The organism is Alloyangia pacifica (assembly GCF_900116195.1).
Classification (GTDB): domain Bacteria; phylum Pseudomonadota; class Alphaproteobacteria; order Rhodobacterales; family Rhodobacteraceae; genus Salipiger; species Salipiger pacificus.
Genome location: NZ_FOZW01000017.1, coordinates 14,345 through 38,349, shown reverse-complemented (window position 1 = coordinate 38,349; position 24,005 = coordinate 14,345). Strand labels below are relative to the sequence as shown.

24 protein-coding genes are annotated in these 24,005 nt (G+C 67.6%); 14 read left to right on the top strand and 10 right to left on the bottom strand.

The genetic code is table 11. The features are described 5' to 3' along the window. Positions 1-39 precede the first annotated feature (39 nt). Positions 40-603 (bottom strand): tetratricopeptide repeat protein, encoded by a 564-nt coding sequence (locus tag BM397_RS25655; protein ID WP_092430100.1) that lies wholly within the window; start codon positions 601-603, stop codon positions 40-42. A 65-nt stretch (positions 604-668) separates the two neighbouring features. Between BM397_RS25655 and BM397_RS25650 the strand changes: the two genes are divergently transcribed. The 7 genes from BM397_RS25650 to BM397_RS25620 all read left to right on the top strand — a co-directional run bounded on the left by BM397_RS25650 (position 669) and on the right by BM397_RS25620 (position 9,446). Next, positions 669-959, top strand: a complete 291-nt coding sequence (locus BM397_RS25650) for an SCP2 sterol-binding domain-containing protein (protein ID WP_092430102.1) — start codon at positions 669-671, stop codon at positions 957-959. Next, complete coding sequence (locus tag BM397_RS25645) at positions 959-1,927, top strand: alpha/beta fold hydrolase (RefSeq protein ID WP_092430104.1); 969 nt, start codon at positions 959-961, stop codon at positions 1,925-1,927. The genes BM397_RS25650 and BM397_RS25645 overlap by 1 nt, the downstream gene beginning before the upstream one ends. Before the next feature lie 37 nt (positions 1,928-1,964). Further along, entirely contained in the window at positions 1,965-2,981 is a 1,017-nt protein-coding gene (locus tag BM397_RS25640) for a ligase-associated DNA damage response exonuclease (RefSeq protein ID WP_092430106.1), read from the top strand. Next, entirely contained in the window at positions 2,978-4,570 is a 1,593-nt protein-coding gene (locus BM397_RS25635) for an ATP-dependent DNA ligase (protein ID WP_092430108.1), read from the top strand. The genes BM397_RS25640 and BM397_RS25635 overlap by 4 nt, the downstream gene beginning before the upstream one ends. A gap of 203 nt (positions 4,571-4,773) precedes the next feature. Further along, positions 4,774-7,068: an arginine/lysine/ornithine decarboxylase gene (locus BM397_RS25630; protein WP_092430110.1), complete on the top strand. Its 2,295-nt coding sequence runs from the start codon at positions 4,774-4,776 to the stop codon at positions 7,066-7,068. Positions 7,069-7,236: 168 nt separating this feature from the next. Further along, entirely contained in the window at positions 7,237-9,051 is a 1,815-nt protein-coding gene (locus BM397_RS25625; protein ID WP_092430112.1) for a M3 family oligoendopeptidase, read from the top strand. Positions 9,052-9,137: 86 nt separating this feature from the next. Further along, entirely contained in the window at positions 9,138-9,446 is a 309-nt protein-coding gene (locus tag BM397_RS25620; protein WP_245696224.1) for a hypothetical protein, read from the top strand. Here the strand turns inward: BM397_RS25620 and BM397_RS25615 are convergent. Further along, entirely contained in the window at positions 9,439-9,708 is a 270-nt protein-coding gene (locus tag BM397_RS25615; RefSeq protein ID WP_092430114.1) for a DksA/TraR family C4-type zinc finger protein, read from the bottom strand. The genes BM397_RS25620 and BM397_RS25615 overlap by 8 nt on opposite strands. A 160-nt stretch (positions 9,709-9,868) precedes the next feature. Between BM397_RS25615 and BM397_RS25610 the strand changes: the two genes are divergently transcribed. Then, positions 9,869-10,396, top strand: coding sequence for a glutathione peroxidase (locus tag BM397_RS25610; protein WP_092430116.1), 528 nt, complete (start codon positions 9,869-9,871; stop codon positions 10,394-10,396). On the opposite strand, the gene BM397_RS25605 is transcribed toward BM397_RS25610, so the two are convergent. From BM397_RS25605 to BM397_RS25585, 5 genes are all read right to left on the bottom strand, one after another. Further along, positions 10,393-10,650: an HP1242/YdcH family protein gene (locus BM397_RS25605; RefSeq protein WP_092430118.1), complete on the bottom strand. Its 258-nt coding sequence runs from the start codon at positions 10,648-10,650 to the stop codon at positions 10,393-10,395. The genes BM397_RS25610 and BM397_RS25605 overlap by 4 nt on opposite strands. Positions 10,651-10,751: 101 nt before the next feature. Next, positions 10,752-11,468 carry a thermonuclease family protein gene (locus BM397_RS25600; protein ID WP_092430120.1) on the bottom strand — a complete coding sequence of 239 codons (717 nt, stop codon included), beginning with the start codon at positions 11,466-11,468 and terminating at the stop codon, positions 10,752-10,754. A gap of 90 nt (positions 11,469-11,558) precedes the next feature. After that, positions 11,559-11,768: a hypothetical protein gene (locus tag BM397_RS25595; RefSeq protein ID WP_092430122.1), complete on the bottom strand. Its 210-nt coding sequence runs from the start codon at positions 11,766-11,768 to the stop codon at positions 11,559-11,561. A 120-nt stretch (positions 11,769-11,888) separates the two neighbouring features. After that, positions 11,889-12,788 (bottom strand): DMT family transporter, encoded by a 900-nt coding sequence (locus BM397_RS25590; RefSeq protein ID WP_245696225.1) that lies wholly within the window; start codon positions 12,786-12,788, stop codon positions 11,889-11,891. Positions 12,789-12,832: 44 nt separating this feature from the next. Beyond that, complete coding sequence (locus BM397_RS25585; RefSeq protein ID WP_092430124.1) at positions 12,833-13,432, bottom strand: LysE/ArgO family amino acid transporter; 600 nt, start codon at positions 13,430-13,432, stop codon at positions 12,833-12,835. A 99-nt stretch (positions 13,433-13,531) separates the two neighbouring features. On the opposite strand from BM397_RS25585, the gene BM397_RS25580 reads away from it, so the two are divergent. Further along, positions 13,532-14,419: a LysR family transcriptional regulator ArgP gene (locus BM397_RS25580; RefSeq protein ID WP_092430126.1), complete on the top strand. Its 888-nt coding sequence runs from the start codon at positions 13,532-13,534 to the stop codon at positions 14,417-14,419. Here the strand turns inward: BM397_RS25580 and BM397_RS25575 are convergent. Together BM397_RS25575 and BM397_RS25570 are read right to left on the bottom strand one after the other, a co-directional pair. Then, positions 14,398-15,669 (bottom strand): MFS transporter, encoded by a 1,272-nt coding sequence (locus BM397_RS25575; RefSeq protein WP_092430128.1) that lies wholly within the window; start codon positions 15,667-15,669, stop codon positions 14,398-14,400. The genes BM397_RS25580 and BM397_RS25575 overlap by 22 nt on opposite strands. An 84-nt stretch (positions 15,670-15,753) precedes the next feature. Further along, positions 15,754-16,422, bottom strand: coding sequence for a DNA-3-methyladenine glycosylase I (locus BM397_RS25570; protein WP_092430130.1), 669 nt, complete (start codon positions 16,420-16,422; stop codon positions 15,754-15,756). 129 nt (positions 16,423-16,551) lie between these two features. Between BM397_RS25570 and BM397_RS25565 the strand changes: the two genes are divergently transcribed. Next, positions 16,552-17,262, top strand: a complete 711-nt coding sequence (locus BM397_RS25565; RefSeq protein ID WP_092430132.1) for a GntR family transcriptional regulator — start codon at positions 16,552-16,554, stop codon at positions 17,260-17,262. A 4-nt stretch (positions 17,263-17,266) separates the two neighbouring features. Here the strand turns inward: BM397_RS25565 and BM397_RS25560 are convergent, their stop codons facing one another. Continuing rightward, a complete protein-coding gene (locus BM397_RS25560; RefSeq protein WP_092430134.1) occupies positions 17,267-17,701 on the bottom strand; it encodes a nuclear transport factor 2 family protein in 435 nt (144 codons plus the stop codon). A 234-nt stretch (positions 17,702-17,935) separates the two neighbouring features. Here BM397_RS25560 and BM397_RS25555 point away from each other — a divergent pair, with 234 nt between their 5' ends. From BM397_RS25555 to BM397_RS25540, 4 genes are all read left to right on the top strand, one after another. Further along, a complete protein-coding gene (locus tag BM397_RS25555) occupies positions 17,936-19,105 on the top strand; it encodes an ABC transporter substrate-binding protein (RefSeq protein ID WP_092430136.1) in 1,170 nt (389 codons plus the stop codon). 86 nt (positions 19,106-19,191) lie between these two features. Further along, positions 19,192-20,067 (top strand): branched-chain amino acid ABC transporter permease, encoded by an 876-nt coding sequence (locus BM397_RS25550; RefSeq protein ID WP_092430138.1) that lies wholly within the window; start codon positions 19,192-19,194, stop codon positions 20,065-20,067. Between the two features lie 4 nt (positions 20,068-20,071). After that, positions 20,072-22,588, top strand: coding sequence for a branched-chain amino acid ABC transporter ATP-binding protein/permease (locus BM397_RS25545; RefSeq protein WP_092430140.1), 2,517 nt, complete (start codon positions 20,072-20,074; stop codon positions 22,586-22,588). Beyond that, positions 22,585-23,808, top strand: a complete 1,224-nt coding sequence (locus tag BM397_RS25540; RefSeq protein WP_092430142.1) for an amidohydrolase family protein — start codon at positions 22,585-22,587, stop codon at positions 23,806-23,808. Before BM397_RS25545 ends, BM397_RS25540 begins: the two co-directional genes overlap by 4 nt. Positions 23,809-24,005 lie beyond the last annotated feature (197 nt).

The following is a 24,005-nucleotide window of genomic DNA, read 5'->3' as shown; positions in this document are numbered from 1 at the left end:
TTCCTCTTCCGGTCGCCTGATTTGCGGCGGGCCGGTGCCTCAGAGCGAAACGCCGTTTACCCGCGTTTCGAGCCTTTCGATGGCCTCGGTGACATCGCTGTCATAGGGCCGAAGCTCAACTACCCGGGAATAGGCGCGATAGGCAAGGTCAAGATCGCCCAGCTCCTCGTGGATCGCCCCGACGCCCTGCAAGGCACCAAAATGATTGGGGTTGAGCGCCAGCGTGTGCTCCAGCGCATCCATCGCCGGGCCGAGCGCATCCGCGGCGTAATAGGCCAGCGCCAACGTGCTCCAGCCCTCGGCAAAGCCGGGTGCATGGTCGGTGAGCGCGGTGAGATGCTCGATGGCGGTCTGGAAGTCGCTGACCTCCAGCGCGTCGCGGCCGCGCTTCAGCAGCAGGTCCATCGCCGGCGAGCCGGATTTCGACCATTCATTGAACAGGTCGCGCTCCACCCGGTCGGCGATCTCGGGGCTCGAGGCGCCTGCCAGCTCCGCCAGAAGCTCGTCCGCCCGGTCCGCCTGCGCCGCGACGGGTAGGGAAAACGTGACTAGGGCCAGCGCCGCAACCGTTCTAGATTTGAATTCGCGGATCAGGATGCTCATAGAGGAGAGTGTAGCGCACGGCTGGCGCTTTGCCAGCACAGGAATTCGTGAGGAGTGCCCGCAACATGAGCGAAACGGTCAAGGCGGCGGTCGCCGCGCTGAACAACAAGCTGGACGGCAAGGGATTCGCCGGCATCGCGAAGTTCGTCATCGAGGGCAAAGGCAGCCTGATCGTCGACGAGAACGGCGCGCGCGTCGGCGATGACGAGGCCGAGGTGACGCTGACCGCCGACACCGAGACCTTCCGCGCCATCATCGACGGCGAGAAGAACCCCACCACCGCCTTCATGACCGGCAAGCTCAAGGTCGACGGCGACATGGGCGCGGCCATGCGGCTGGCGAGCACGCTGGCCTGATGTTCGAGGCAGCCCCCTTCCACGCCGAGCTGGCCGACGGCCCCGATGGGGGCCGCGCCTTCTGGGTACGTGCCGAGGACGGGCTGCGCCTGCGCATCGCCCATTACCCCGGCCCGGCGAAGGCCGAGGGCACCGTGTTGCTCTTTCCCGGCCGCACCGAATACGTCGAGAAATACGGCCGCGTGTCGCAGGAGTTCGCCGCGCGCGGCTTCCACGTGCTGACCATCGACTGGCGCGGCCAGGGACTGGCCGACCGGATGCTCGAGGATGTGCAGACCGGTCACGTGCACCTCTTTGCCGACTACCAGAAAGACGTGGCGGCGCTGCTCGACGCGGTGGACGTGCTGGGGCTGCCGCGGCCGCTGCACCTGCTGGCGCATTCCATGGGCGGGGCCATCGGGCTGCGCGCCCTGACCCGCGGCCTGCCGGTGGCCGCCGCGGGGTTCACCGCGCCGATGTGGGGCATCCGCATGTTCGGCCCGGTCCGCCCCGCCGCCTGGGCGCTGAGCTGGTCCGGCGCGCGCATGGGTATGGGGCATTTCTACGCACCCTCGACCGGGCCCGGCAGCTACCTGTCGCGCACCGCCTTCGAGGGCAACGTGCTGACCACCGACCGCGCCAGCTGGGACTACATGCTGCGCCAGGTTACCGAAGTGCCGCAGCTGCAGCTTGGCGGCCCCTCGCTGCGTTGGCTGCACGAGGCGCTGGCCGAATGCCTGTCGCTGTCGCGCCGGCCCGCGCCCGAAGTGCCTTGCCTCACCTATCTCGGCAGCAACGAGCGGGTGGTCGACCCCGCCCGCATCCGGGCCCGCATGGCATCCTGGCCCGGCGGCAGGCTCGAGGTCGTCCAGGCCGGCGAGCACGAGGTGCTCATGGAAGACGTGGTGACCCGCGGCCGCATCGTCTCGCAACTGGTGGCTCACTACCGGCAGGGCGCCGAGCAGGCGCAGCCCGCAGAGCAGGCCTGATCTGGTCGCCCGCAACCTGCGCCCTATCCTCCGCCCCATGGCGGACCCGGTTCTCAGCTTCACCGAGCGCGGCATCTACTGTCCCGCTGCGGACGTCTACATCGACCCGTGGCGCCCGGTGCCGCGGGCGCTGATCACCCACGCCCATTCCGACCACGCCCGCCCCGGCCATGGCGCCTACCTCGCCACGCCGGTCACCGCCGCGATGATCTGCCACCGGCTCGGGGTGGAGGTCGAAACGCAGCCCTACGGCGAACCGCGCAGGATCGGCGGCGCGACCATCAGCTTCCATCCTGCCGGACACGTGCCCGGCTCGGCGCAGGTGCGGGTCGAGGTGGGCGGCGAGGTCTGGGTGGTCTCGGGCGACTACAAGCTCGAGAACGACGGGCTCAGCGAGCCCTTCGAGCCGGTGCGCTGCCATGCGTTCATCACCGAGTGCACCTTCGGCCTGCCGGTGTTCCGCTGGCAGCCGCAGGCCGAGATCGCCGCCGAGATCAACGCCTGGTGGCGCGCCAACCGCGAAGCCGGACGCGCCTCGCTGCTGGGGGCCTACAGCCTCGGGAAGGCGCAACGGCTGATTTCGATGCTCGACCCGGAGATCGGCCCGATCCTCACCCATGGCGCAGTCGAGGGCAGCAACGCGGTGCTGCGCGAGATCGGCGCCTTCGACCGCGAGACCGTTCCGGTCACGCCGGATTACGACCGCAAGGCGCATCCCGCGCCGATGGTCATCGCACCGCCCTCGGCCTTCGGCACCTCCTGGGCGCGAAAGTTCGGCCCGGCACAGACCGGTTTCGCCTCTGGCTGGATGCGTCTGCGCGGCGTGCGGCGGCGGCGCGGCGTGCAGCGGGGCTTCGTCATCTCAGACCACGCCGATTGGCCCGCGCTGCTGCGCGCGATCAAGGATACCGGCGCAGAAAACATATATCCGACACATGGTTACGTGGACATCTTTGCGCAATACCTGCGCAGCGAGGGCTACGCCGCCACCCCCGTACCCACCGAGTTCGGCGGCGACGAGGACGCGACCGAGCAAAGTGGAGACGCCGCATGAAGGACTTCGCGCGCCTCTTCACAAAACTCGATCAAACCACCAGAACTTCAGAGAAAACTTCCGCTCTTACCGAGTTTTTTCGCGAGGCGCCCGAGGCGGATCGCCTCTGGGCGGTTGCGCTCTTCTCCGGGCGCCGGCCGAAGCGCGCGGTCACCACAACGCTGCTGCGCGAATGGGCCGCCGAGCGCGCCGGCATCCCCCTCTGGCTGTTCGAGGAAAGCTATCCCATTGTCGGCGATCTCGCCGAGACCATCGCGCTTATCCTGCCGTCGCCCGCCGCGCCCGAGGACCGGGAGCTGGCGGAATGGATCGGCGTGGTGAAGGGGCTGGCCGAGAAGGAGGCGGAGGACCGCAAGCACGCGGTGCTGGAGGCCTGGGATCACCTCGAGCCAACCGAGCGGTTCCTGTTCAACAAGCTGATCACCGGTGGCTTTCGCATAGGCATCAGCCGCAAGCTGATGACCCGCGCACTGGCCGAAGCGACGGGGGTGGACGAGGCGGCGATGGCGCTGCGGCTGATGGGCAAGTGGCAGCCTGAGGACACCAGCTGGGACCAGCTCACCGCCGAAGAGGACGCCAGCGAAGACGATAGCCGCCCCTACCCGTTCTGCCTCGCCTCGCCGCTCGAGGCAGAGGCCGCGAGCCTCGGCGATCCGGCGGACTGGCTGGCGGAGTGGAAATGGGACGGCATCCGCGGCCAGCTGATCCTGCGCGGCGGCACCCATCACCTCTGGTCGCGGGGAGAGGAGCTGATCACCGACCGTTTCCCCGAGTTCGCCCGCACGCCGGACTTCCTGCCGCCGGGCACGGTGCTGGACGGCGAGATCCTCGCCTGGAAGGACGGCAGCCCGCTGCCCTTTGCCCAGTTGCAGCCGCGCATCGGGCGCAAGACCGTGCCGAAGAAGCTGCTGACCGAGGCGCCGGTGCGAATGCTGGCCTATGACCTGCTGGAGCACGAGGGCGCGGACATCCGCGCGCTGCCTCTGTCGGAGCGCCGCGCCCGGCTCGAGTCGCTGCTCTCCGGCCTGCCGGAAGATGCCGCCGTGATGCCCTCGCCGCTCCTCGACGAGACCGACTGGCCCGCCCTCGCCGCGCGCCGCGAGAGCGCGCGCGAGCTCCGCTCCGAAGGGCTGATGCTGAAGCACCGGGACTCGGCCTACCGCGACGGGCGCAAGCGCGGCGACTGGTGGAAATGGAAGCTCGACCCGCTCAGTGTCGACGCGGTGATGATCTACGCCCAGCAGGGCCATGGCCGCCGCGCCAACCTCTTCACCGATTTCACCTTTGCGGTGAAGGATGGCAACGGGCTGGTCCCCTTCACCAAGGCCTACTCCGGCCTCACCGACGCCGAGTTCGACGAAATCACCCGCTGGGTGAAGCGCAACACCCAGCAACGCTTCGGCCCGGTGCGGCAGGTGACGCCCGAACTGGTTTTCGAGATCGCCTTCGAGGGCATACAGGAGAGCGCGCGTCACAAGTCCGGCATTGCGCTGCGCTTCCCGCGCATGGCGCGCTGGCGGCGCGACAAGCCGGTGGACGAGATCGACACGCTGGACGGGCTGAAATCCCTGCTTGCCGCCTATGGGTGAGCCCCGCCGTCCCGATGATCCAAGCGCGCTTTCCCGCCAGAAAGCCGGTCCGCGCCCCCTTGACGGGGACGGGTTCAAAAGAAAGAAACATCCGATCATTATAGGGGCAACATAGCGTGCCCCGACGACCCGCCCGGAACAGGGGCCCAAGGCCTCGGCGACCGCACATCCACCCAACGAAAGACCCCCTGTTGGAGAAAAGAATGAAGTTCCGCTTCCCCATCGTGATCATCGACGAAGATTTCCGCTCCGAGAACAGCTCGGGCCTCGGCATCCGCGCGCTCGCCGAAGCCATCGAGGCCGAGGGGTTCGAGGTGCTCGGCGTCACCAGCTACGGCGACCTGTCGCAATTCGCACAGCAGCAGTCGCGCGCCAGCGCCTTCGTGCTGTCGATCGACGACGAGGAGTTCTCTCCGGGTCCCGAGCTCGATCCAGCGGTGCTCAATCTGCGCAACTTCATCGAAGAGCTGCGCTGGAAAAACGAGGACGTGCCGATCTACATCTACGGCGAGACAAAGACCTCGCGGCACCTGCCCAATGACATCCTGCGCGAGCTGCACGGCTTCATCCACATGTTCGAGGACACGCCGGAGTTCGTCGCCAAGCACATCATTCGCGAGGCCAAGAGCTATCTCGAAGGCATCCAGCCGCCGTTCTTCAAGGCGCTGCTCGATTATGCCGAGGACGGCTCCTACTCGTGGCACTGCCCCGGGCATTCGGGCGGCGTGGCGTTCCTCAAGTCGCCGATCGGCCAGATGTACCATCAGTTCTACGGCGAGAACATGCTGCGCGCCGACGTGTGCAACGCGGTCGAGGAACTCGGCCAGCTGCTCGACCACAACGGCGCCATCGGCGAGTCCGAGCGCAACGCCGCGCGGATCTTCAACGCCGATCACTGTTTCTTCGTGACCAACGGCACCTCGACCTCGAACAAGATGGTCTGGCACCACAGCGTGGCGCCCGGTGACGTGGTCGTGGTGGACCGCAACTGCCACAAGTCGATCCTCCACTCGATCATCATGACCGGGGCGATCCCGGTGTTCCTCAAGCCGACGCGCAACCACTGGGGCATCATCGGCCCGATCCAGCGCAGCGAGTTCGAGATCGAGAGCATCAAGGCGAAGATCCGCGCCAACCCGCTGCTGAAGGACGTCGATCCCGAGACCGTGCAGCCGCGCATCCTGACCCTCACCCAGTCCACCTACGACGGGGTTCTCTACAACACCGAAGAGATCAAGGGACTGCTCGACGGCTACGTCGAGAACCTGCATTTCGACGAGGCCTGGCTGCCGCACGCCGCCTTCCACCCGTTCTACGGCACCTATCATGCCATGGGCCGCAAGCGCGGGCGCACCCGCAAGTCGCTGACCTATGCGACGCAATCGGTGCACAAGCTGCTGGCGGGGATTTCGCAGGCCAGCCACGTGCTGGTGCAGGACAGCGAGGAGACCAAGCTCGATCGGCATCTCTTCAACGAAGCCTACCTGATGCACACCTCGACGAGCCCGCAGTACAGCATCATCGCCTCCTGCGACGTGGCGGCGGCGATGATGGAGCCTCCGGGCGGCACCGCGCTGGTCGAGGAGAGCATCGTCGAGGCACTGGAATTCCGCCGCGCCATGCGCAAGGTCGATGAGGAATACGGCGCCGATGACTGGTGGTTCCAGGTCTGGGGCCCCGAGGACTTCGACCACAACAGCGACGGCATGGGCCGGACCCGCGACTGGGTGCTGAAAAAGACCGATGCCGAGGGCGTAGAGAGCAGCGGCACCGACAGCTGGCACGGCTTCGGCGACATGGCGCCGGGCTTCAACATGCTCGACCCGATCAAGGCGACGATCATCACGCCCGGCCTCAACCTCGACGGCCGCTTCGAGGACTGGGGCATCCCCGCCTCGATCGTTACCAAGTATCTCGCCGAGCACGGCGTGGTGGTGGAAAAGACCGGGCTCTACAGCTTCTTCATCATGTTCACCATCGGCATCACCAAGGGCCGCTGGAACACGCTGCTGACCGCCCTGCAGCAGTTCAAGGACGACTACGCCAAGAACCAGCCGATGTGGCGCTCGATGCCGGAGTTCTGCGCCAAGCACCGCCGCTACGAGCGCATGGGGCTGAAGGACCTGTGCCAGCACGTGCACGCGCAATACGCCAAATACGACGTGGCGCGGCTTTCGACAGAGATCTACCTGTCGGATCTCACCCCGGCGATGAACCCCGGCGAGGCCTTCTCGCATATCGCGCGCCGCACCACGCAGCGCGTGCCGATCGATGCGCTCGAAGGGCGGATCACCACTTCGCTGGTCACCCCCTACCCGCCGGGCATCCCGCTGCTGATCCCGGGCGAGGTGTTCAATAAGCGCATCGTCGACTACCTGCGCTTCAACCGCGAGTTCGCCCGCGAGTGCCCCGGCTTCGAGACCGATATCCATGGGCTGGTGCAGGAGACCATGCCCGACGGATCGGTGGAGTATTTCGCAGACTGCGTGGCGGAGTGAACTCCGGCGCGCGGCTGGAGAGGGGCTCTGCCCCTCGGCGCTGCGCGCCTCACCCCGGGATATTTTCATCTAGACGAAGGCAAGGCGCGCAACGCGGCGCTTTGCCCTTGAACCTGCGGGGGCCGCGTTCTTAGCTGTCCCCCAAGAAAGACAACAAGGAGCGACGCGATGACCGTTCGGCCCGTATTTGACGCAACCGCCTCTGCCGGAGGCAAGAACCTGGGCGATCTGCCGGAATGGGACCTGAGTGATCTCTATCCCGCGCCCGACGCGCCCGAGGTGAAGCGGGACCTCGACTGGCTGGAGGACGCCTGCGCGCGTTTCGCCGCCGATTACGAGGGCAAGCTGGGCACGCTCGATGCCGCCGGTTTCCTCGAGATGATCCGCCGCCACGAGAAGATCGAGGCCATCGGCGGGCGCATCATGTCCTACGCCGGGCTGCGCTACTACCAGCTGACGGTGGATGCCGAGCGCGCCAAGTTCCTGTCGGACTGCCAGGAAAAGATCACCAATTACACCACGCCGCTGGTGTTCTTCACGCTCGAGCTGAACCGGCTCGACGATGAGCTGCTCGACGGGCTCTTTGCCGCCGATCCCGAGCTCGGGCGCTACAAGCCCGCCTTCGACCGCATCCGCGCGATGAAACCGCACCAGCTGTCGGACGAGATGGAACATTTCCTGCACGACATGGGTGTGGTCGGCGACGCTTGGGAGCGCCTGTTTGACGAGACCATCGCCGGGCTGACCTTCGAGGTGGACGGCGAGGAGATGAGCATCGAGAGCACGCTCAACCTGCTGACCGAGCAGGACCGTTCCAAGCGCGAGGCCGCCGCCCATGAGCTGGCGCGGGTCTTCGGCGAGAACATCAAGACCTTTGCGCGGGTGCACAACACCCAGGCAAAGGAAAAGGAAGTGATGGACCGCTGGCGCAAGATGCCCTCGGCGCAGCACGCGCGGCACCTGTCGAACGACGTCGAGCCCGAGGTGGTCGAGGCGCTGCGCAACGCCGTGGTCGCCGCTTACCCCCGGCTGTCGCACCGCTACTACGAGCTCAAGCGCAAGTGGCTGGGGCTCGATCGCATGCAGGTCTGGGACCGCAACGCGCCGCTGCCGATGGAGAGCGACCGCATCGTCGGCTGGGACGAGGCCGAGAAGGTTGTGATGGAGGCCTATGCCGGCTTCGATCCGCGCATGGCCGAGATCGCCGAGCCCTTCTTCAACAAGGGCTGGATCGACGCCGCCGCCAAGCCCGGCAAGGCGCCCGGCGCCTTTGCCCACCCCACGGTGACCGACGCGCATCCCTACGTGCTGCTGAACTACCTCGGCAAACCGCGCGACGTGATGACGCTGGCGCATGAGCTGGGCCACGGCGTGCACCAGGTACTGGCCGCAGGCCAGGGCGAGATGCTCGCCTCGACGCCGCTGACCCTGGCCGAGACGGCCTCGGTCTTCGGCGAGATGCTCACCTTCCGCGCCATGCTGGCCAAGGCGAAGGACCAAAAAGAGCGCAAGGTCATGCTCGCCGGCAAGGTCGAGGACATGATTAACACCGTGGTGCGGCAGATCGCCTTCTACGACTTCGAGTGCAAGCTGCACGAGGCGCGGCGCGGCGGCGAGCTGACGCCCGAGGACATCAACGTGCTGTGGATGTCGGTGCAGGCGCAGAGCCTCGGCGAGGCCTTCGACTTCATGCCGGGCTACGAGACCTTCTGGGCCTATATCCCGCATTTCGTGCACTCGCCCTTCTACGTCTATGCCTATGCCTTTGGCGACGGGTTGGTGAATGCGCTCTACGCCGAATACGAGGCGAACCCCGACGGCTTCCAGGACAAGTATTTCGACATGCTCAAGGCGGGTGGCTCGAAACACCACAAGGCGCTGCTCGAGCCCTTCGGCCTCGATGCCACCGATCCCAAGTTCTGGGACAAGGGGCTGTCGATGATCGAAGGCTTCATCGACGAGCTCGAGGCGATGGAAGACTGATCCACCCCGGGCGGGCCTTTCGGGGCCCGCCCGTTTCCTTTCCGAATTTGCCGATCCCTTTCCTTAGGCCTGCAAGGAGCCGCAGCATGCCCTCCCCGGCGGACAAGCCAGACGTGACACCGCGCGCCAAGCGGCCGCGGCGCAGTCTCAAGCGGCGCATGCAGCATTTCCTCGTACACGTTCGGCGGCGGGTGCCGCCGGGGCTGCGGCTGGTGCTGGGGCTGCTGCTGATCTGTGGGGGGATCCTCGGCTTCCTGCCGATCCTCGGCTTCTGGATGATCCCTCTCGGCTTTGCCGTGGCGATGCTGGACCTGATGCCGCTCTACCGGCGCGGGCTGCGACGCGGCAAGGCGCTGCGCGAGCGCGATGCACCGGAAGACGACGATCTCACTTGAGCTGGCTGTCCTTCGAGCCGCGCCGGTTGATTCCGCCGCGCGCCTGAAAGGCGCCGTCGCGCTCCTGCTGGCAGTCGATGCAGAGCTTCACGCCCGGAATTGCCACGCGGCGCTTCTCGGGGATCGGCTCCTCGCATTCGGCGCAATGGGTCGCGCTCTCGCCCGATGGGCGCCTGCGCGCCTGCATGCGCGACAGCTCGTCCTTGATGCTGTCCTCGATCTGCTCCTGTACCGCACCGTCGCGGCTCCAGCCTCCGGCCATGGCGTCACCTCCTGAACGGCAAAGATAGGCGGCCCGCCGCCGGGCTCCAAGAGGTTTCGGAAAATGTGCGCTCGTGCAGATCCGATCCGCACCGGGACGCGTATTCGTTTCATTGACTTCACGTCAGCGAGACTATTTGTGAGCCCAAAGGAGTCGCCCCATGCGTATTGCCCCCCTGCTCGCCGTGATGGCCACCATCGCCCTGCCCACCTCCATGGCCCTCGCCTCCGAGACCACGGTCTTCGAGTCGATCGATGGCGGTACGCTGGATCTGGAAAGCTGGCGCGGTGGCCCGGTGCTGGTGGTGAACACCGCCTCGCGCTGCGGCTTCGCCCCGCAGTTCGACGGGCTGCAGGGTCTCTACGACCGCTACCGCGATCGCGGGCTGGTGGTGCTGGCCGTGCCCTCGAATGATTTCAAGCAGGAGCTGGGCAGCGAGGCAGAGATCAAGGACTACTGCGAGATCAACTTCGACCTCGACATGCCGATGACCACGATCACCCATGTGGTCGGCGACGCGGCGCATCCCTTCTTCCGGGATCTGGCCGAACACGAGGGCTATGCGCCCTCGTGGAATTTCAACAAGGTGCTGATCGGACCCGAGGGCGAATTCGTCGCGGGCTGGGGCAGCACGACGCTGCCCCTGTCGGACCCGATCACCTCGGAGATCGAGCCGCTGCTGAATTAACCTTCGACGCCCTCGGCGTCGGCGGTCAGCAGCGCGTAGATTTCATCCTTCAGCGCGGCGCGCTTCTTGCGCAGGTCGGCTTCGGCGAGCCCTTCCATCGGAGTCAGCCCGCTCTCGGCGCCATGCACTTCGCGGTTCACCTCGTAGTAGCGCTCGGCGAGCGTGGCGAAGTGACCGCCCTGCTGCTTCAGCTCGGAGATGCGCGCGGCGAACTGCGGGAATTCCTCGGCGAGGGTGTGCGGAACATGGGACATGGGCATGTGCCTCCTTAGCTTGTCTTGCCCCTGTCTTGGCATGCCCCGTACGCCCCGACTTTGATGCGGATCAACATGCCCCAAAGTCATCCTGCGGGCCCTTACTGGCGGGCTCTGCGCCAGCCGGCGCTGCGCGCCTCGGTCTCGGTGCAGAACCAGCGCTCACCCTTGCTCTCATCGATGCGAGTTGGTCCGTAGTGCTTCTGGCCGGGCATGTGGTAGATGCGCACCCCCTTCGAAGAGATGTTGCCCTTGATCACGCAGCCCTGCGGCGCCTCGGCCAGCGCCGCGGCATTGGCCGCGCTGCGGGTTTCGGCGCGGAAATCAGCCGGGCGCTGCACCTCGGAGCCATGCACGCCGACGCCGCGCACCACGGCACGCTTCTCGTCGAGATCATAGTCGAGTGAGTAGTCCCGGTAGGCGAAGGCGAGACCGTTGGAGACCAGCGCGCGGCCCATGTCCTCCCCGCCCACCGAGCAGCGCGCCACCGCGCGACCATAGCGGTCGGTGTCGAGCCGCTCGCAGCGGGCGCGGCGGCCCTCATAGCGAGCGCGGACCTCGGAGGTGACCCAGGCGCCACAGGCCCATTTGGGCGCGCCCCGACCGCCGCAGGTCTGGTCCTTTTCAGGGGCATCGACGCCGAAGAGGCGCACGCGCACGTCGCCCACGTCGAAGGTATCGCCGTCGATCACCCGGACCTTGCCGGAGAACACCGCCGGCGCCGCAGCCAGGGGGTCGGCCGAAAGGCTGACCAAAGGTGACGCAAGGGAAACGATGGTGAATAAAACGCTGACGTAGCGTGAACAAATCCTGATCATCAGGCCAATCTCTACCGCCACCGCTACGGGTGCAAGGCGGTGAGATTAATCTTCCCTAACGCGTGAGCGCCGTGCAACGTCGGCCCCCGGTCAGGCGTCGAGCGTTCCCAGCAGCCGGTTCTGCGGCAGCCGCGAAACCTCCACGCCCTGCGCGGTGCGGCGCAGCTGGTAACCGTAGCCCTTCATCCGAAAGCGCCATTCGGTCTCGGAAAGGGATTTCTGCCGCTCCGCGAGCAGGAGGGCCCGGACATCATCGAGGTGCTCAATTGGTCGGTTGTCTGTAATGTTGTCTGCAATCATGGGTACACACCGGATTAACCGTTTCACTTTAGGAAACCGTGATCCGGAAATATGGCTGAAATGCGAAACGCCTGGGGTGACTTCGTGTTGGGGAAACACTCTGTTTCCGCGACACCCCCCTCAGAACTTCGTGTCAGGCCCCGACGGTGTCACCCGGCGCTTCAGCATCGCCTCGCGCAGGGTGATGAACAGCACCGAGCCGATGATCACCAGACCGCCCGCCACCACGTAGGGGTCCACCCCCTCGCCGAAGAAGACCGCGCCGACCAGCACCGACCAGACAAGCTGCAGGAAGGTCGCCGGCTGGGTCACCGTCACCGGCGCACTGGCGAAGGCCAGAGTCATCGCGTAGTGCCCGCCGGTCGCGAAACAGGCGACGAGAAAGAGGATCCCGAGGTCGGACCAGCTTGGCCAGACCCAGACCGCCAGCGCGAAGGGAAAGAGGCCGATGGTCACGGTGATCGACAGCAGCGCCACCACGATGGCCGGCGACAGCTCGTCGGTGATCATCTTGGCGATCAGGTAGGAAATGCCGAACATCAGCGACGTGCCGAGCATGGCAAAATGCCCTGGATCGAGTTCACGGAACCCCGGCCGCAGGATCAGGATTGCCCCCCCGAGCGCGGCGAGGATGGCGAGGATGCGGCGCAGTGCCAGCCGCTCGCCGAGGAAGAAGACCGCCAGCACCGTCACGTAGATCGGCGTGAGGTAGTTCATCGCCGTGACCTCGGCCATGGGAATGCGGGTCATGGCGAAGAACCAGCAGATCACCCCCAGCGTCTGCGTCGCCCCGCGCAGTGACGCCAGCCGCAGCTGCCGCCCGGTGAGCCGCAGATCGCGCAGGCTGCGCCAGGCGGGGATCACGAACACGAGGCCCAGAAGGTAGCGCAGGAAGGCCGACTCCGCCGCCGGCACCCGCCCCGCGAGCAGCTTGACCGTCGCCGTCATCCCCACGAAACACAGCCCCGTGCAGATCATCCAGAAAATGCCGAGGGCGGGGTTGGAGGTCTTTGTGTTCATGAGGACTTTCGTAGCGTCCCCGGCGCCGGGCGCAAGCCCCGCGCTCAGCCCAGCAGCAGTTTTGCCGCGATCAGCCACATGGTCAGCCCGATCACCAGGTCGAGCACGCGCCATGCGCGGGGCCGCGCGAAGACCGGGGCCAGCAGCCGCGCCCCGAACCCCAGCGCAAAGAAGAACACGAAGGAGGCCGTCGCTGCCCCGAGACCGAAGAACAGGCGGTTGTCGTATTGCGCCGAAACCGCGCCGAGCAGCATCACCGTGTCGAGGTAGACATGCGGGTTGAGCCATGTGAGGGCGAGGCAGGTCAGCAGCGCCCGGCGCAGCGATCCATTGCCCGGCGCATCCTCGGCGCGCAGCGCCTCGCCGCCGCGCCAGGCGGCGAGCAGCGTACGCGCGCCGTACCACAGCAGGAAGGCCGCGCCGAGCCAGCGCATTGCGGCCTCGAGCCCCGGCAGCCGCGCCGCCAATAGCCCGAAGCCGGTCACCCCTGCGGCGATCAGCAGCGCGTCCGAAACCGCGCAGACCAGCACCACCGGCAGCACGTGGTCGCGCCGCAGCCCTTGCCGCAGCACGAAGGCGTTCTGCGCGCCGATCGCCAGGATGAGCGAAAGCCCGAGGGCAAATCCTGCCGTCGCTGCCTGCATGATCCTGTCTCCTGCTTTTTCGTTACTCCGAAGGCGGAGCTATCACGCGGCTTGCGAGACAGGCTAGTTAAACAAATTTACTCTGATTAAGATGTTCTAATGCAATACGACCCCTCGCAACTGGCCGCGCTCGAAGCGGTTCTCCGTCTCGGCAGCTTCGACGCCGCGGCCCGGCAACTTTCGGTGACCCCCTCGGCGATCTCGCAGCGGATCAAGGCGCTGGAGGATCGCGCCGGCGCGGCGCTGGTGATCCGCGCCACCCCCTGCACCGCCACGCCAGCCGGCGCGCGGTTGGCGCGCCATGCCTCCGAGGTGGCGCTGCTCGAGGCGGCGCTGGCCCGCGATCTCGGACAGGATGTGGCGCGCGCCGTCCCGCAGGCCCGGCTGCGGCTGGCGGTGAACGCCGACAGCCTCGGCACCTGGTTCCTGTCTGCGCTGGTGGGGCTGGACCTGCTCTTCGAAATCGTGGTGGACGATCAGGCCTTCTCGGCGGACTGGCTGAGGCGCGGCGAGGTCTCGGCCGCCATCTGTGACCACGCCCGCCCGGTGCAGGGCTGCGACGCGGTACCACTCGGGCGGATGCGCTACATCGCCACCTGCGCGCCCAGCTTCCGAGACCGCTACTTCGCCGAAGGAGTGACCCCGGAAACACTCGCCCGCGCACCGCTGCTGCAATTCGACGGCAAGGACGCGCTGCAGCACCATTGGCTGCGCCGAGTGGCCGGTGCGCCGCTGCTGCCGCCCACCCATCGGCTACCCTCGACGCAGGGCTTCGTCGAGGCCGCCCGGCTAGGGCTTGGCTGGGGACTGAACCCGGAAATTCTCGCCGCGCCGCTGCTGGCCTCGGGCGAGTTGGTGGCCATCCGGCCGGACGCGCCCGAGGACATCTCGCTGACCTGGCAGGTCAACCGACTGGTCGCCCCGGCCCTCGCCCCGCTCACCCGCGCCGTGCGGGCGCAAGCGCGTCAGGCCTTGCTGTCCTCCTGATCCGCCTCAACCTCGCGTAGCCCCAAGGCGATGACACCGCCGATCAGGCTCAGCACCGCGAAGCCCGCCAGCGCCGCCACCGGGCCGACGATCGCGAGCAGACCGCCGAGCGCGCCGGTGAGCAGAAGCAGCCCGCCGATCAGCGTGTTGGCCAGCGCCGCATAGCTGGAGCGCCCCTCCTCGGGTGCCATGTCGACGAGATAGGTCGAGCGCCCCTGCCGCACGCCCTGCCAGGAGATCAGCAGCGCGAAGAGCAGCAGCGGCGTGACCCAGATCGGATCGGTCCAGCCGAGCAGCGCCGCGGCCACCGCCAGCGCCATGGCCGCCGCCCCCGCGAAGCCCGAAAGCATGAGGACCCGGCGCGACGAGCGGTCCGCCAGCCGGCCCCAGACCCAGGCCGACACGAAGCCCGCCAATGCCGAGGCAAGCACCATGGCCCCAAGCTTCTGCAGCGCGCCGTCGCTGTTCTCCAGCAGCACGAGGTAGGGCGGCGCCAGCGAAGTCACGGTGAGCGCGCCCCGGCAGGCGATGAAGCGGCGAAACTGCGGGTCGTCGCGGAGCGGCGAGAGATCGATGGGCCCGGCGTCTTCCTCGACCTCGCTGTCCTCTTCCTCAAGCGTCGAGAAGAGCGCCGCCGCGCCGAGCCAGAGCGCCGCCGCCACGCCGATGGCAGCGGCGACCGGCGGCACGTCCTGCAGGTAGCCCGACAACAGCAGCAGCGCGAAAACCAGCACGCCGGCGGAGGCGACCGAGCCGGCGGTGCCGGTGATCGACCCGCGGCGGGTCTTCGAGACGGTCTTGCCCAGCACGTCCTTGTAGCTGACCGAGGCGGCGGCGCGCGACAGCGCCAGCACCGCCAGCAGCGCGCAGAGCGCCAGACCCGCCGCCATGCCCTGCAGGGTCAGCGCCACGGCGACCATGCCCGCCGCCGCGAGCCCCTGCCCGACCGAGCCCGCCACCCAGATCCACTTGCGCTGGCGACTGCGGCGCACCACGCCTGCCAACATGAGCTGCGGCAGCAGCGCCCCTGCTTCGCGGATCGGCACCAGCAGGCCGGTGATCGCGGCGGGCGCACCAAGCGCCTGCGCCAGCCATGTCAGCACCAGTTTCGGGTTGAGCAGCCCGTCGGCGAGCTTGGTCATCGACAGCGACCCGACGTGACGCAGCCCGTTGCGGGCTTCTGACTTCGGCGCTCCGTCGTCGCCTTCGGTCAATGTGTCGTAGATCTGCGTCTCGTCGAGATGGGTCATGCGCTCTGCCTGCCGCTGCTGTTCCGCCGGTGGGTCCGGCAGGAAACGCCGCAGCGTCTCGGCAGGTTCCCGCGCAGGGAGGACTCAGCCGATGCTGCGCGCCAGCACCCGGCTGACAGTTGTATAGGGTTGCCCGCTTTCCTCGGCCCATGTGTTGAACGCCGCCTGCACCGCGGCCAGTGCCCGGCGCGAGGTCGGCGGCTTGTCGATCACCCCCTCGGCGATCAACCGCCCCACCACGTCGCGGCTCAGCACGTAGCCATCCTTGCCCATGGCGCGCAGCATGTAGGCGCCGGTATTGCCCCCCAGGCGCGAGCCGCTGCGCTTGAGCCAGTCGAGCAGCGCGTCGAACTCTGCCACCGGCCAGTCGGCGATTTTCCGGGCGAAGCTGCCCGCCTCGGAGGCGACCTCGGTGACGAACACCGCGTTGTCGCGGATCGCCGCCAGCTTCGGTCCCGAGCGGATCACCCGCGTATCCGAGAGCAGCGCGTCGAAGGCATCGCCCTCGATCATCGCCACCCGCGCCGGCTCGAAGCCGTGGAACGCCTCCTCGATGCCGGGCCATTTGGCATCGACCACGCTCCAGCTGATGCCGGTCTGGAAGATGCCTCGCGCCATGGCTGCAAGAAAGCGCGCTTCGGGCTGGGCGGCGATCTGCTCGGGGCTCAGCGGTTCGGGAATATTCGCCAGCGCGGCCTCGCGGCCGCCGTGGCGCTCGGCGGCGATGGCAAGGATCTCTTCGAATGTGCGCATGTCCGGTCCCTCCGTGGCTCGCGGCAGCGTGACGCAAACCGCGCGGCTTGGAAAGCGCGCGCGGCAGTTGAGCTTGCCGGGGCGACGTGCTTTCTTGCGAGCCTGAAAGATCGAAGCCGGGGACAGGACATGCCTTCGAAGGCCGTGCCGAAGAACAGGTCGGAACTCATCTGCGCGGCGCTGCGCTCGGCGATCCTCGAACGCGCGCTGTTGCCGGGGATGAAGCTGCCCGAGGATGCGCTGGGAGAGCGTTTCGGGGCCAGCCGCACGATCATCCGGCAGGCATTGGAGCGTCTGGCAGCCGAGGGGCTGGTGGAGCTGCGCCACAACCGCGGCGCGGCGGTGGCCTCCCCCAGCCTCGAGGAGGCGCGCGATCTCTTCGAGCTGCGCACCCAGATCGAGGATCTGGTGATCGCCCGACTCGCCGCCGGGCTGACCGAGGAACAGGCCGCGCGGCTCGAGGCGCATATCGCCCGTGAGGAAGAGGCCCGCGACGGGCCCGAGCCGCAGTCGATCCGACTGGCCACCGAGTTCCATATCCTGCTGGGCGAGCTGACCGGCAGCCCGGTGTTGATGCGCTACGTCAACGAGCTGAGCTATCGCTGCGCGCTGACCCTGTCGCAATACGCCCGCCCGCATTCCACCGCCTGCGGCATCCAGGAGCATCGCGACATCCTCGCGGCGCTGCGCGAGGGCGACGTGGTGCAGGCAAAGCGCATCGCCCGCAGCCACCTCGAGTCCGTCTCGAGCCGCGCGCAGTTCCAGGAAGGCGCCAAGAGCGCCTTTTCCTATCTCGACGCGCTCGAGCCCTACGCCATGGACGTGCGCGAGAAGGGCTGAGGCCTTACGCCTCGATGCCCCGCGCGGTCAGGATACGCTCGGCGCTGTCGTTCCAGACGTCCATCTTCACGATCCTGCCGCCCTTCACCACGAAGCGGTCGACGTAGCGGTTGCCCTCGAAGGGCGTGCCGTCGGGCCATTCCCCGTAGAGATAGCCCGTGGAATAGACCACCGTCCCCTCGGCCCCCTGCGCCACGTCGAACTGGCGCATGTCCTTCTTCACCCAGGCGTAGCGCATGGCGTTGAAGCCCGACGGGCCCGAGGGGTGATGATAGACCCGCCCGCCGGTGAAGGTGATCACCACACCCTCGGCCATGTAGGTGGCGGCGCGCTCGGGGTCGGGCACCATCGAGGCTTCGAGGTAATCGTGCACGATCTGCGCCTCGGGCGGCAGCGCGGCGTAATCGAGCGCGAGGGCATCGGTCGTTTCAGCGGTCATCTGGGATCCTTTCGGTCGGTTGCTGATTCGACATTGGCATACCGCGGGCCCGATGGAACCCGTGCGCGGCAATTTCATACAAAAATTGCATGCAATTTGCCTGAAGCTTGTGCAGAGCGCTGGGAGATGTCGATTTTCCGGGGAATTTCCGACCCGCGTCTTTGACAGAAGACCGCCCCTGCACGGCCTTATGAGGGCACCAACAGGACCCTCATTGCTGGAGAGAGACAGAAAATGCCCATCCAACCGACCTTCACCCGCCGCGCGCTCATGGCCGGTGCCGCCGCGCTGTCGCTGCTCGCTGCGGCCCCCGCAAGCGCTGCAGAGCCGATCAAGCTCGGTCTCGTCGCCGCGCTGAGCGGGCAGTCCGCCAAGTCCGGCGAGGCGATCACCCGCGGCATCGAACTGGCGCTCGACAAGATCAACGGCGCGGGTGGCGTGCTTGGGCGTCCGCTCGAGCTGGTCAGCCGCGACGACGAGAGCAACCCCGGCAAGGGCCTCGTCGCCGCGCGCGAGCTGGTGCAGCGCGAAGAGGTTGCGGCGCTGATCGGCGGGCTCGACACGCCGGTGTCGATGGCCATCGTGCCCTACATGAACGAGGCCAAGGTGCCCTTCGTCGGACCCTGGGCGGCGGGCACGCCGATCACCATGAACGGCGCCGAGGAGAACTACGTGTTCCGCGTCTCGGCGGTGGATGAATACGTCGACGAGGCGATCACCGAGTATCTGGTGACCAAGTATGGCGCCGCGAAGCCGGGAATGATCCTGATCAACAACCCCTGGGGCGAGTCCAACGAGGCCGGGCTGACCAAGGCGCTGGCCAAGCGCGGCATGGAGCACGCCGGCATCGAGAAGTTCGAGAGCAACGACGTCGACGTGGTGCCGCAGCTCACCCGCCTCAAGGAAAACGGCGCCGACAGCCTCTTCCTCGTCGCCAATGTCGCGCCCTCGGCGCAGGTGGTCAAATCGCTCGACCGCATGGGCTGGGACGTGCCGATCGCCTCGCACTGGGGTCCGGCGGGCGGACGCTTCACCGAGCTGGCGGGGGCCAGCGGCGAGAAGGTCCACTTCATCCAGACCTTCCTCTTCACCGATGCGGCGCATCCGCTCTTTGCCGCGCTGCAGGAGAAGTATCCCGAGATCGAGACGCTGGCCGACGTGACCCCGGCCACCGGCATCGCCAACGCCTATGATGCGACACTCCTTCTGGCCGCCGCGATCGAGAAGGCCGGCTCGACCGAGGGCCCGGCAATCCGCGAGGCGATGTACCAGATCAGCGGCGTCGAAGGGGTCATCAAGACCTACGACATGCCCTTCACCCCCGAAGATCAGGATGCGCTCGGGCCGGAGGATTACGTCTTCTCGCAATTCGTCGAGGGCGAGATCGTCCCGCTGATGGATTGACCCCTGCCGGTGCCGCCCAGCGCGGGCGGCACCCCTGCACGACCTTGCCGGCCACATCGGCCGGAAGCCCCATTTCGGAGCACTGAATGACACTTCTCTTTGCCGCCCTCCTCACCGGGCTCGGACTTGGCGCCATGTACGGGCTGATCGCGCTCGGCTTCCAGATCACCCACTCGGTCTGCAGCCGGGTGAATTTTGCCCAGGGGTCCATGGTGATGCTGGGCGCGGTGCTCGGCTACGTGCTGACCCAGCGCGCCGGCCTGCCGGTTATCCTCGCCTATCCGCTGGCGCTGCTCGGCTGCGCCGCGATGGGCGTCATCGTGGAGTTCTGCCTGATCCGCCCCTTTGCCGTCCGCGGCAACGACGGCTGGCTGATGGCGACGGTTGCGGGCGGCATCCTGCTGGACAATGCGGTGCTCTTCACCTTCGGCAACGAGCCGCGCAGCCTGCCCTCGCCGCTGGTGGAAACCAGCTGGCAGATCCTCGGCACGGGGGTCTATCCGCAGCAGGTGCTGATCCCGCTGGTGGCGATCGCCGTCGCCTTCGCGCTTCAGATGCTCTTTCGCCGCACCCGGCAGGGCCGCGCCTTGCTGGCGGTGGTACAGAACCCCGAGGCCGCGCGGCTCATGGGCATCAACACCACGGTGATGATCTCGGGCTCCTTTGCCCTGTCGTCGATGCTGGCCGGGGCGGCGGGCCTGCTGATCGCGCCGCTCTTCTCGGTGCATTCTGACATGGGCACGCTCTTCGGTATCAAGGCCTTTGCCGTCGCCATCCTCGGCGGCATGACCTCGGCCTGGGGCGTGATGATCGCGGGTTTTCTCTACGGGCTGGTCGAGGCGCTGGTGACCACATTCCTCGGTTCCTCCTACACCTATATCGTCGTCTTCGGCCTGCTGATCGCGGTGCTGGCGATCAAGCCGAGCGGCCTCTTCGGCGCGGCCAAGCTGCGGAAGGTGTGAGCCCATGCGCCTGACAGACACCCGCCTTCTCGATCTCGCCATCCTTGCGCTCACCGCCGCCGCACTGGCGGGACTGGGCCTTGTGGGCGGCTACACGCAATTCGTCTTCGGCCTCGTGGCCATCTGGACCATCCTCTGCACCGGGCTGAACGTGCTCTTCGGCCTGACCGGGCTGGTCTCGCTGGGACAAGTCGGCTTCTTCGCCATCGGCGCCTATGCCCATGCGATCCTGATGCAGGCCGGGTTGAGCTTCTGGCTCGCCCTCCCCCTCGGCACGCTGATCGCCGCTGCCGTGGGCTGCCTGCTGGCGGTGCCTGCCGTGCGCATGGCGGGGCCGTTCCTTGCCATGGTGACCATTGCCTTCGCCTTCATCGTCGAACATCTCGCCATCGAGTGGCGCGGTCTGACCGGCGGGCAGAACGGGCTGATGGGGTTCGACGCGCCCTCCCTCCTCGGCACGACCTTCGGCGAGCGCGAGCTGGTCATGCTCGCCATCGTGCTGGCCGGGATTCTGCTGCTCGGCTACCGCAGGCTCACGGCGAGCGGTTGGGGCATGGGCATGGCGGCGCTGCGCGATCAGGAGATCGCGGCCAGTTCTCTGGGGTTCAACCCCTTCCTCACCAAGCTCTCGGCCTTTGCCATCGCGGCGGGCACCGCAGGGCTTGCGGGCGGGCTCTTCGCCTCGCTGATGCAGTTCATCGCGCCGAGCAACTTCATGCTCTCGCAGTCGATCCTCTTTCTCTTCGCCGTCATCCTCGGCGGCGCAGGCACGGTGCTTGGCCCGGTGGTCGGCGCTGCCATTGTCGTCTTCCTGCCCGAGGCGCTCTCGGGCATGTCCGAATACCGGCTTCTGGTCTTCGGGGCGCTGCTGATCGCGGTCATGCTCATTGCCCCACGCGGAGTGGTCGGCACCATCGCCGGGTTCCTGCCGCGTCGGGAGGCCAAGGCCGGGGCCTGCGATCAGGAGACGGTCCTGCGCTACATCTCCCCCGAGATGCCGCATCCCCTTACGGTCACCGATCTCGGCATCACCTTCGGCGGCGTGAAGGCCGTTGCGGGCGCGAGCTTCACCGCCGCCCCCGGCGAGGTGACCTCTGTCATCGGCCCCAATGGTGCGGGCAAGACCACGCTGCTCAACATGATCTCTGGCTTCTACACCCCCGGTAGCGGCCGCATCGAGACCGCCGGGACCGAGATCGCCGGCTGGCCGATGCACGCCACCTCGCGGCTGGGTGTCGCACGGACCTTTCAGGCAACCCGGCTTTTCGGCTCGCTTGGAGCCGAGGCCAACGTGATCTCCGCCTTCCCCAAGGGCCGGTTCGGCGCGCCCTTCGCGACGCTGGCCAACGAGGAGCGCCGCGCGCTGGCGTTGGGGTTGCTGGAGCTGGTCGGCTTCACCGGCGATGCCGCAACCCCAGCCGCCGACCTGCCGCACGTCGACCGGCGGCTGGTCGAGATCGCCCGCGCGCTGGCGCTGCGGCCGCACGTGCTGCTGCTCGACGAGCCGGCCGCCGGGCTGATGCATGCCGACAAGATGACCCTCGCGGCGCTGCTGCGGCGGATCGCCGACCTCGGCATCGCGGTGGTGCTGGTCGAGCACGACATGGACATGGTCATGGGCATCTCCGACCGCATCCTCGCGATGGACGCGGGCGTGCCCATTGCCTTCGATACCCCCGAGAGCATCCGCGCCAACCCGCAGGTCATCGCCGCCTATCTCGGCGAGGGCACGCTCCAGGCGCCGCCGCGCATGCTCGCCTTCGAGCCCGGCGCGATGGACACGCTGATCACCCGCGACCTGCGCGCGGGCTACGGCGCGGCGGACGTGCTGCAGGGGCTCAACATCCGCGTGCGGCGCGGCGAGCTGGTGGCGCTGCTCGGGGCCAACGGCGCGGGCAAGTCCACCTTCCTCAAGGTGCTGTCCGGGCTGCTCGCCCCGAGCAGCGGACAGGTGCTGATGAACGACGCCTACGTGCAGGGGCTGGCGCCGCACCGGATGGTCGAGCACGGGCTGGCGTTGGTGCCCGAGGGGCGGCAGGTCTTCCCCGAACTCACCGTCGCGCAGAACATCGAGCTGGGCGCCTACCGCCGCAAGACCCGTCCCGCCCCCGAGGAACTGGAAGCCATCCTGCGCCGCTTCCCGCGCCTGCGCGACCGGCTGGACACCCCTGCCGGGCTGCTCTCGGGCGGCGAGCAGCAGATGATGGCCATCGCGCGCGGGCTCATGGCCGCGCCGAAGCTGCTGCTGCTCGACGAGCCGTCGCTCGGCCTTGCCCCTGCGATGACCGAGGAGCTGTACCGCATCCTCGCCGAGCTGCGCGACGACGGGATCACCATCCTGCTGGTCGACCAGATGGCGACGCTGGCGCTGGCCGTGGCCGACCGGGGCTACGTGCTGGAACAGGGCCGCGTGGTGGCCGAGGGCAGCGCCGAGGAGTTGCGCCGTGACACGGCGCTGATCGAGGCATATCTCGGCCAGGGGGAGGCCCGCGACGAGATACAGGCAGAAGCAGCACAATGACACTCGATCTCATCATCCGCCGGGCGCGCCTGTCGGACGGCGCCGCCCCGGTGGACATCGGCGTGGCGCAGGGGCGCATCGCGACAATCGCGCCCGACATCGCCAGCGACGCCCCAACGCTCGATGCCAGCGGAGGCATGATCTTCCGCGGCTTCGCCGACAGCCACCTGCATCTCGACAAGGCCTGCATCCTTGAGCGGGCGGTAAACCGGACCGGCGACCTGAAGGGCGCGCTGGCCGCGGTGACTGCCGCCAAGAAGGGTTTCACCACCGAGGACGTCTACGCCCGCGGCGCGCGGGTGCTGGAGCAGGCCATCGGACAGGGCACCACGCTTATCCGCACGCAAGTCGAGATCGACCCGGTGATCGGTCTGGCGGGCTTCGAAGCGGTCAAGCAACTGAAGGCCAACTATTCATGGGCGCTCGACCTGCAGATCTGCGTCTTTCCGCAGGAGGGATTGCTGAACTACCCCGGTACCGAAGAGCTGCTGCGCGCCGCGCTCGCAGGCGGCGCGGATCTGCTCGGCGGCTGCCCCTACACCGACACCGACCCCGAGGGGCATATCGCCCTGCTTTTCGCCATGGCGCGGGAGTTCGACGTGGACCTCGACTTCCACCTCGATTTCGACCTCGACACCAGCTGGCGGCACCTCGACGAGGTGGCGCGGCAGACCATCGCACATCGCATGCAGGGGCGCGTGGCGATCGGCCATGTGACCAAGCTCTCGATGTTGCCCCCGGACGCGCTGGCGCAGAGCATCGCGCTGCTGAAGGAGGCCGGGATCGCGCTGACCGTGCTGCCGGCGACGGACCTCTTCATCACCGGGCGTGACCATGACCACGCGGTGCCGCGCGGCGTCGCCCCGGCGCATCGCTTCCACGCGGGCGGCGTCTGCTGCACCGTGGCGACAAACAACGTACTGAACCCCTTCACCCCCTACGGCGACTGCTCGCTGCCGCGGATGGCGAACCTCTTTGCCAACGTGGCGCAGCTGGGCGGGCCCGAGGAGCTGACGGCCTGCTTTGCGATGGTGAGCAGCGATCCCTTCCGGTTGCTCGGCGTCTCCGACCGGATCGAGGAGGGCGCCCCCGCCGATCTGGTGCTGCTGCCCTGCGACAGCCGCGCCGCCGCCGTGGCCGAGATCAGGCGGCCGCTCTGGGGGATGCGGGGCGGGAAGATGACCTTCGAGGCACCCGCGCCGAGGATTTTGCGACCCTGACAAGCGCGCAACAGTAGCAGGGCGAGCGCCGGCCCGTGGGATGGCGCTGCTACGATTGACGTCTGCGCTTTATCCCCGCCAAGTCCGGCAAACACGTGAACGCCTAGCTGCGTGATCAAAGCGCCAGCCCGCCGAGACGGGCCGGCGCTCGCCCGGCGGCTTCGCCTTGAATCCGGGCGAACCGGCACGACGCTCTC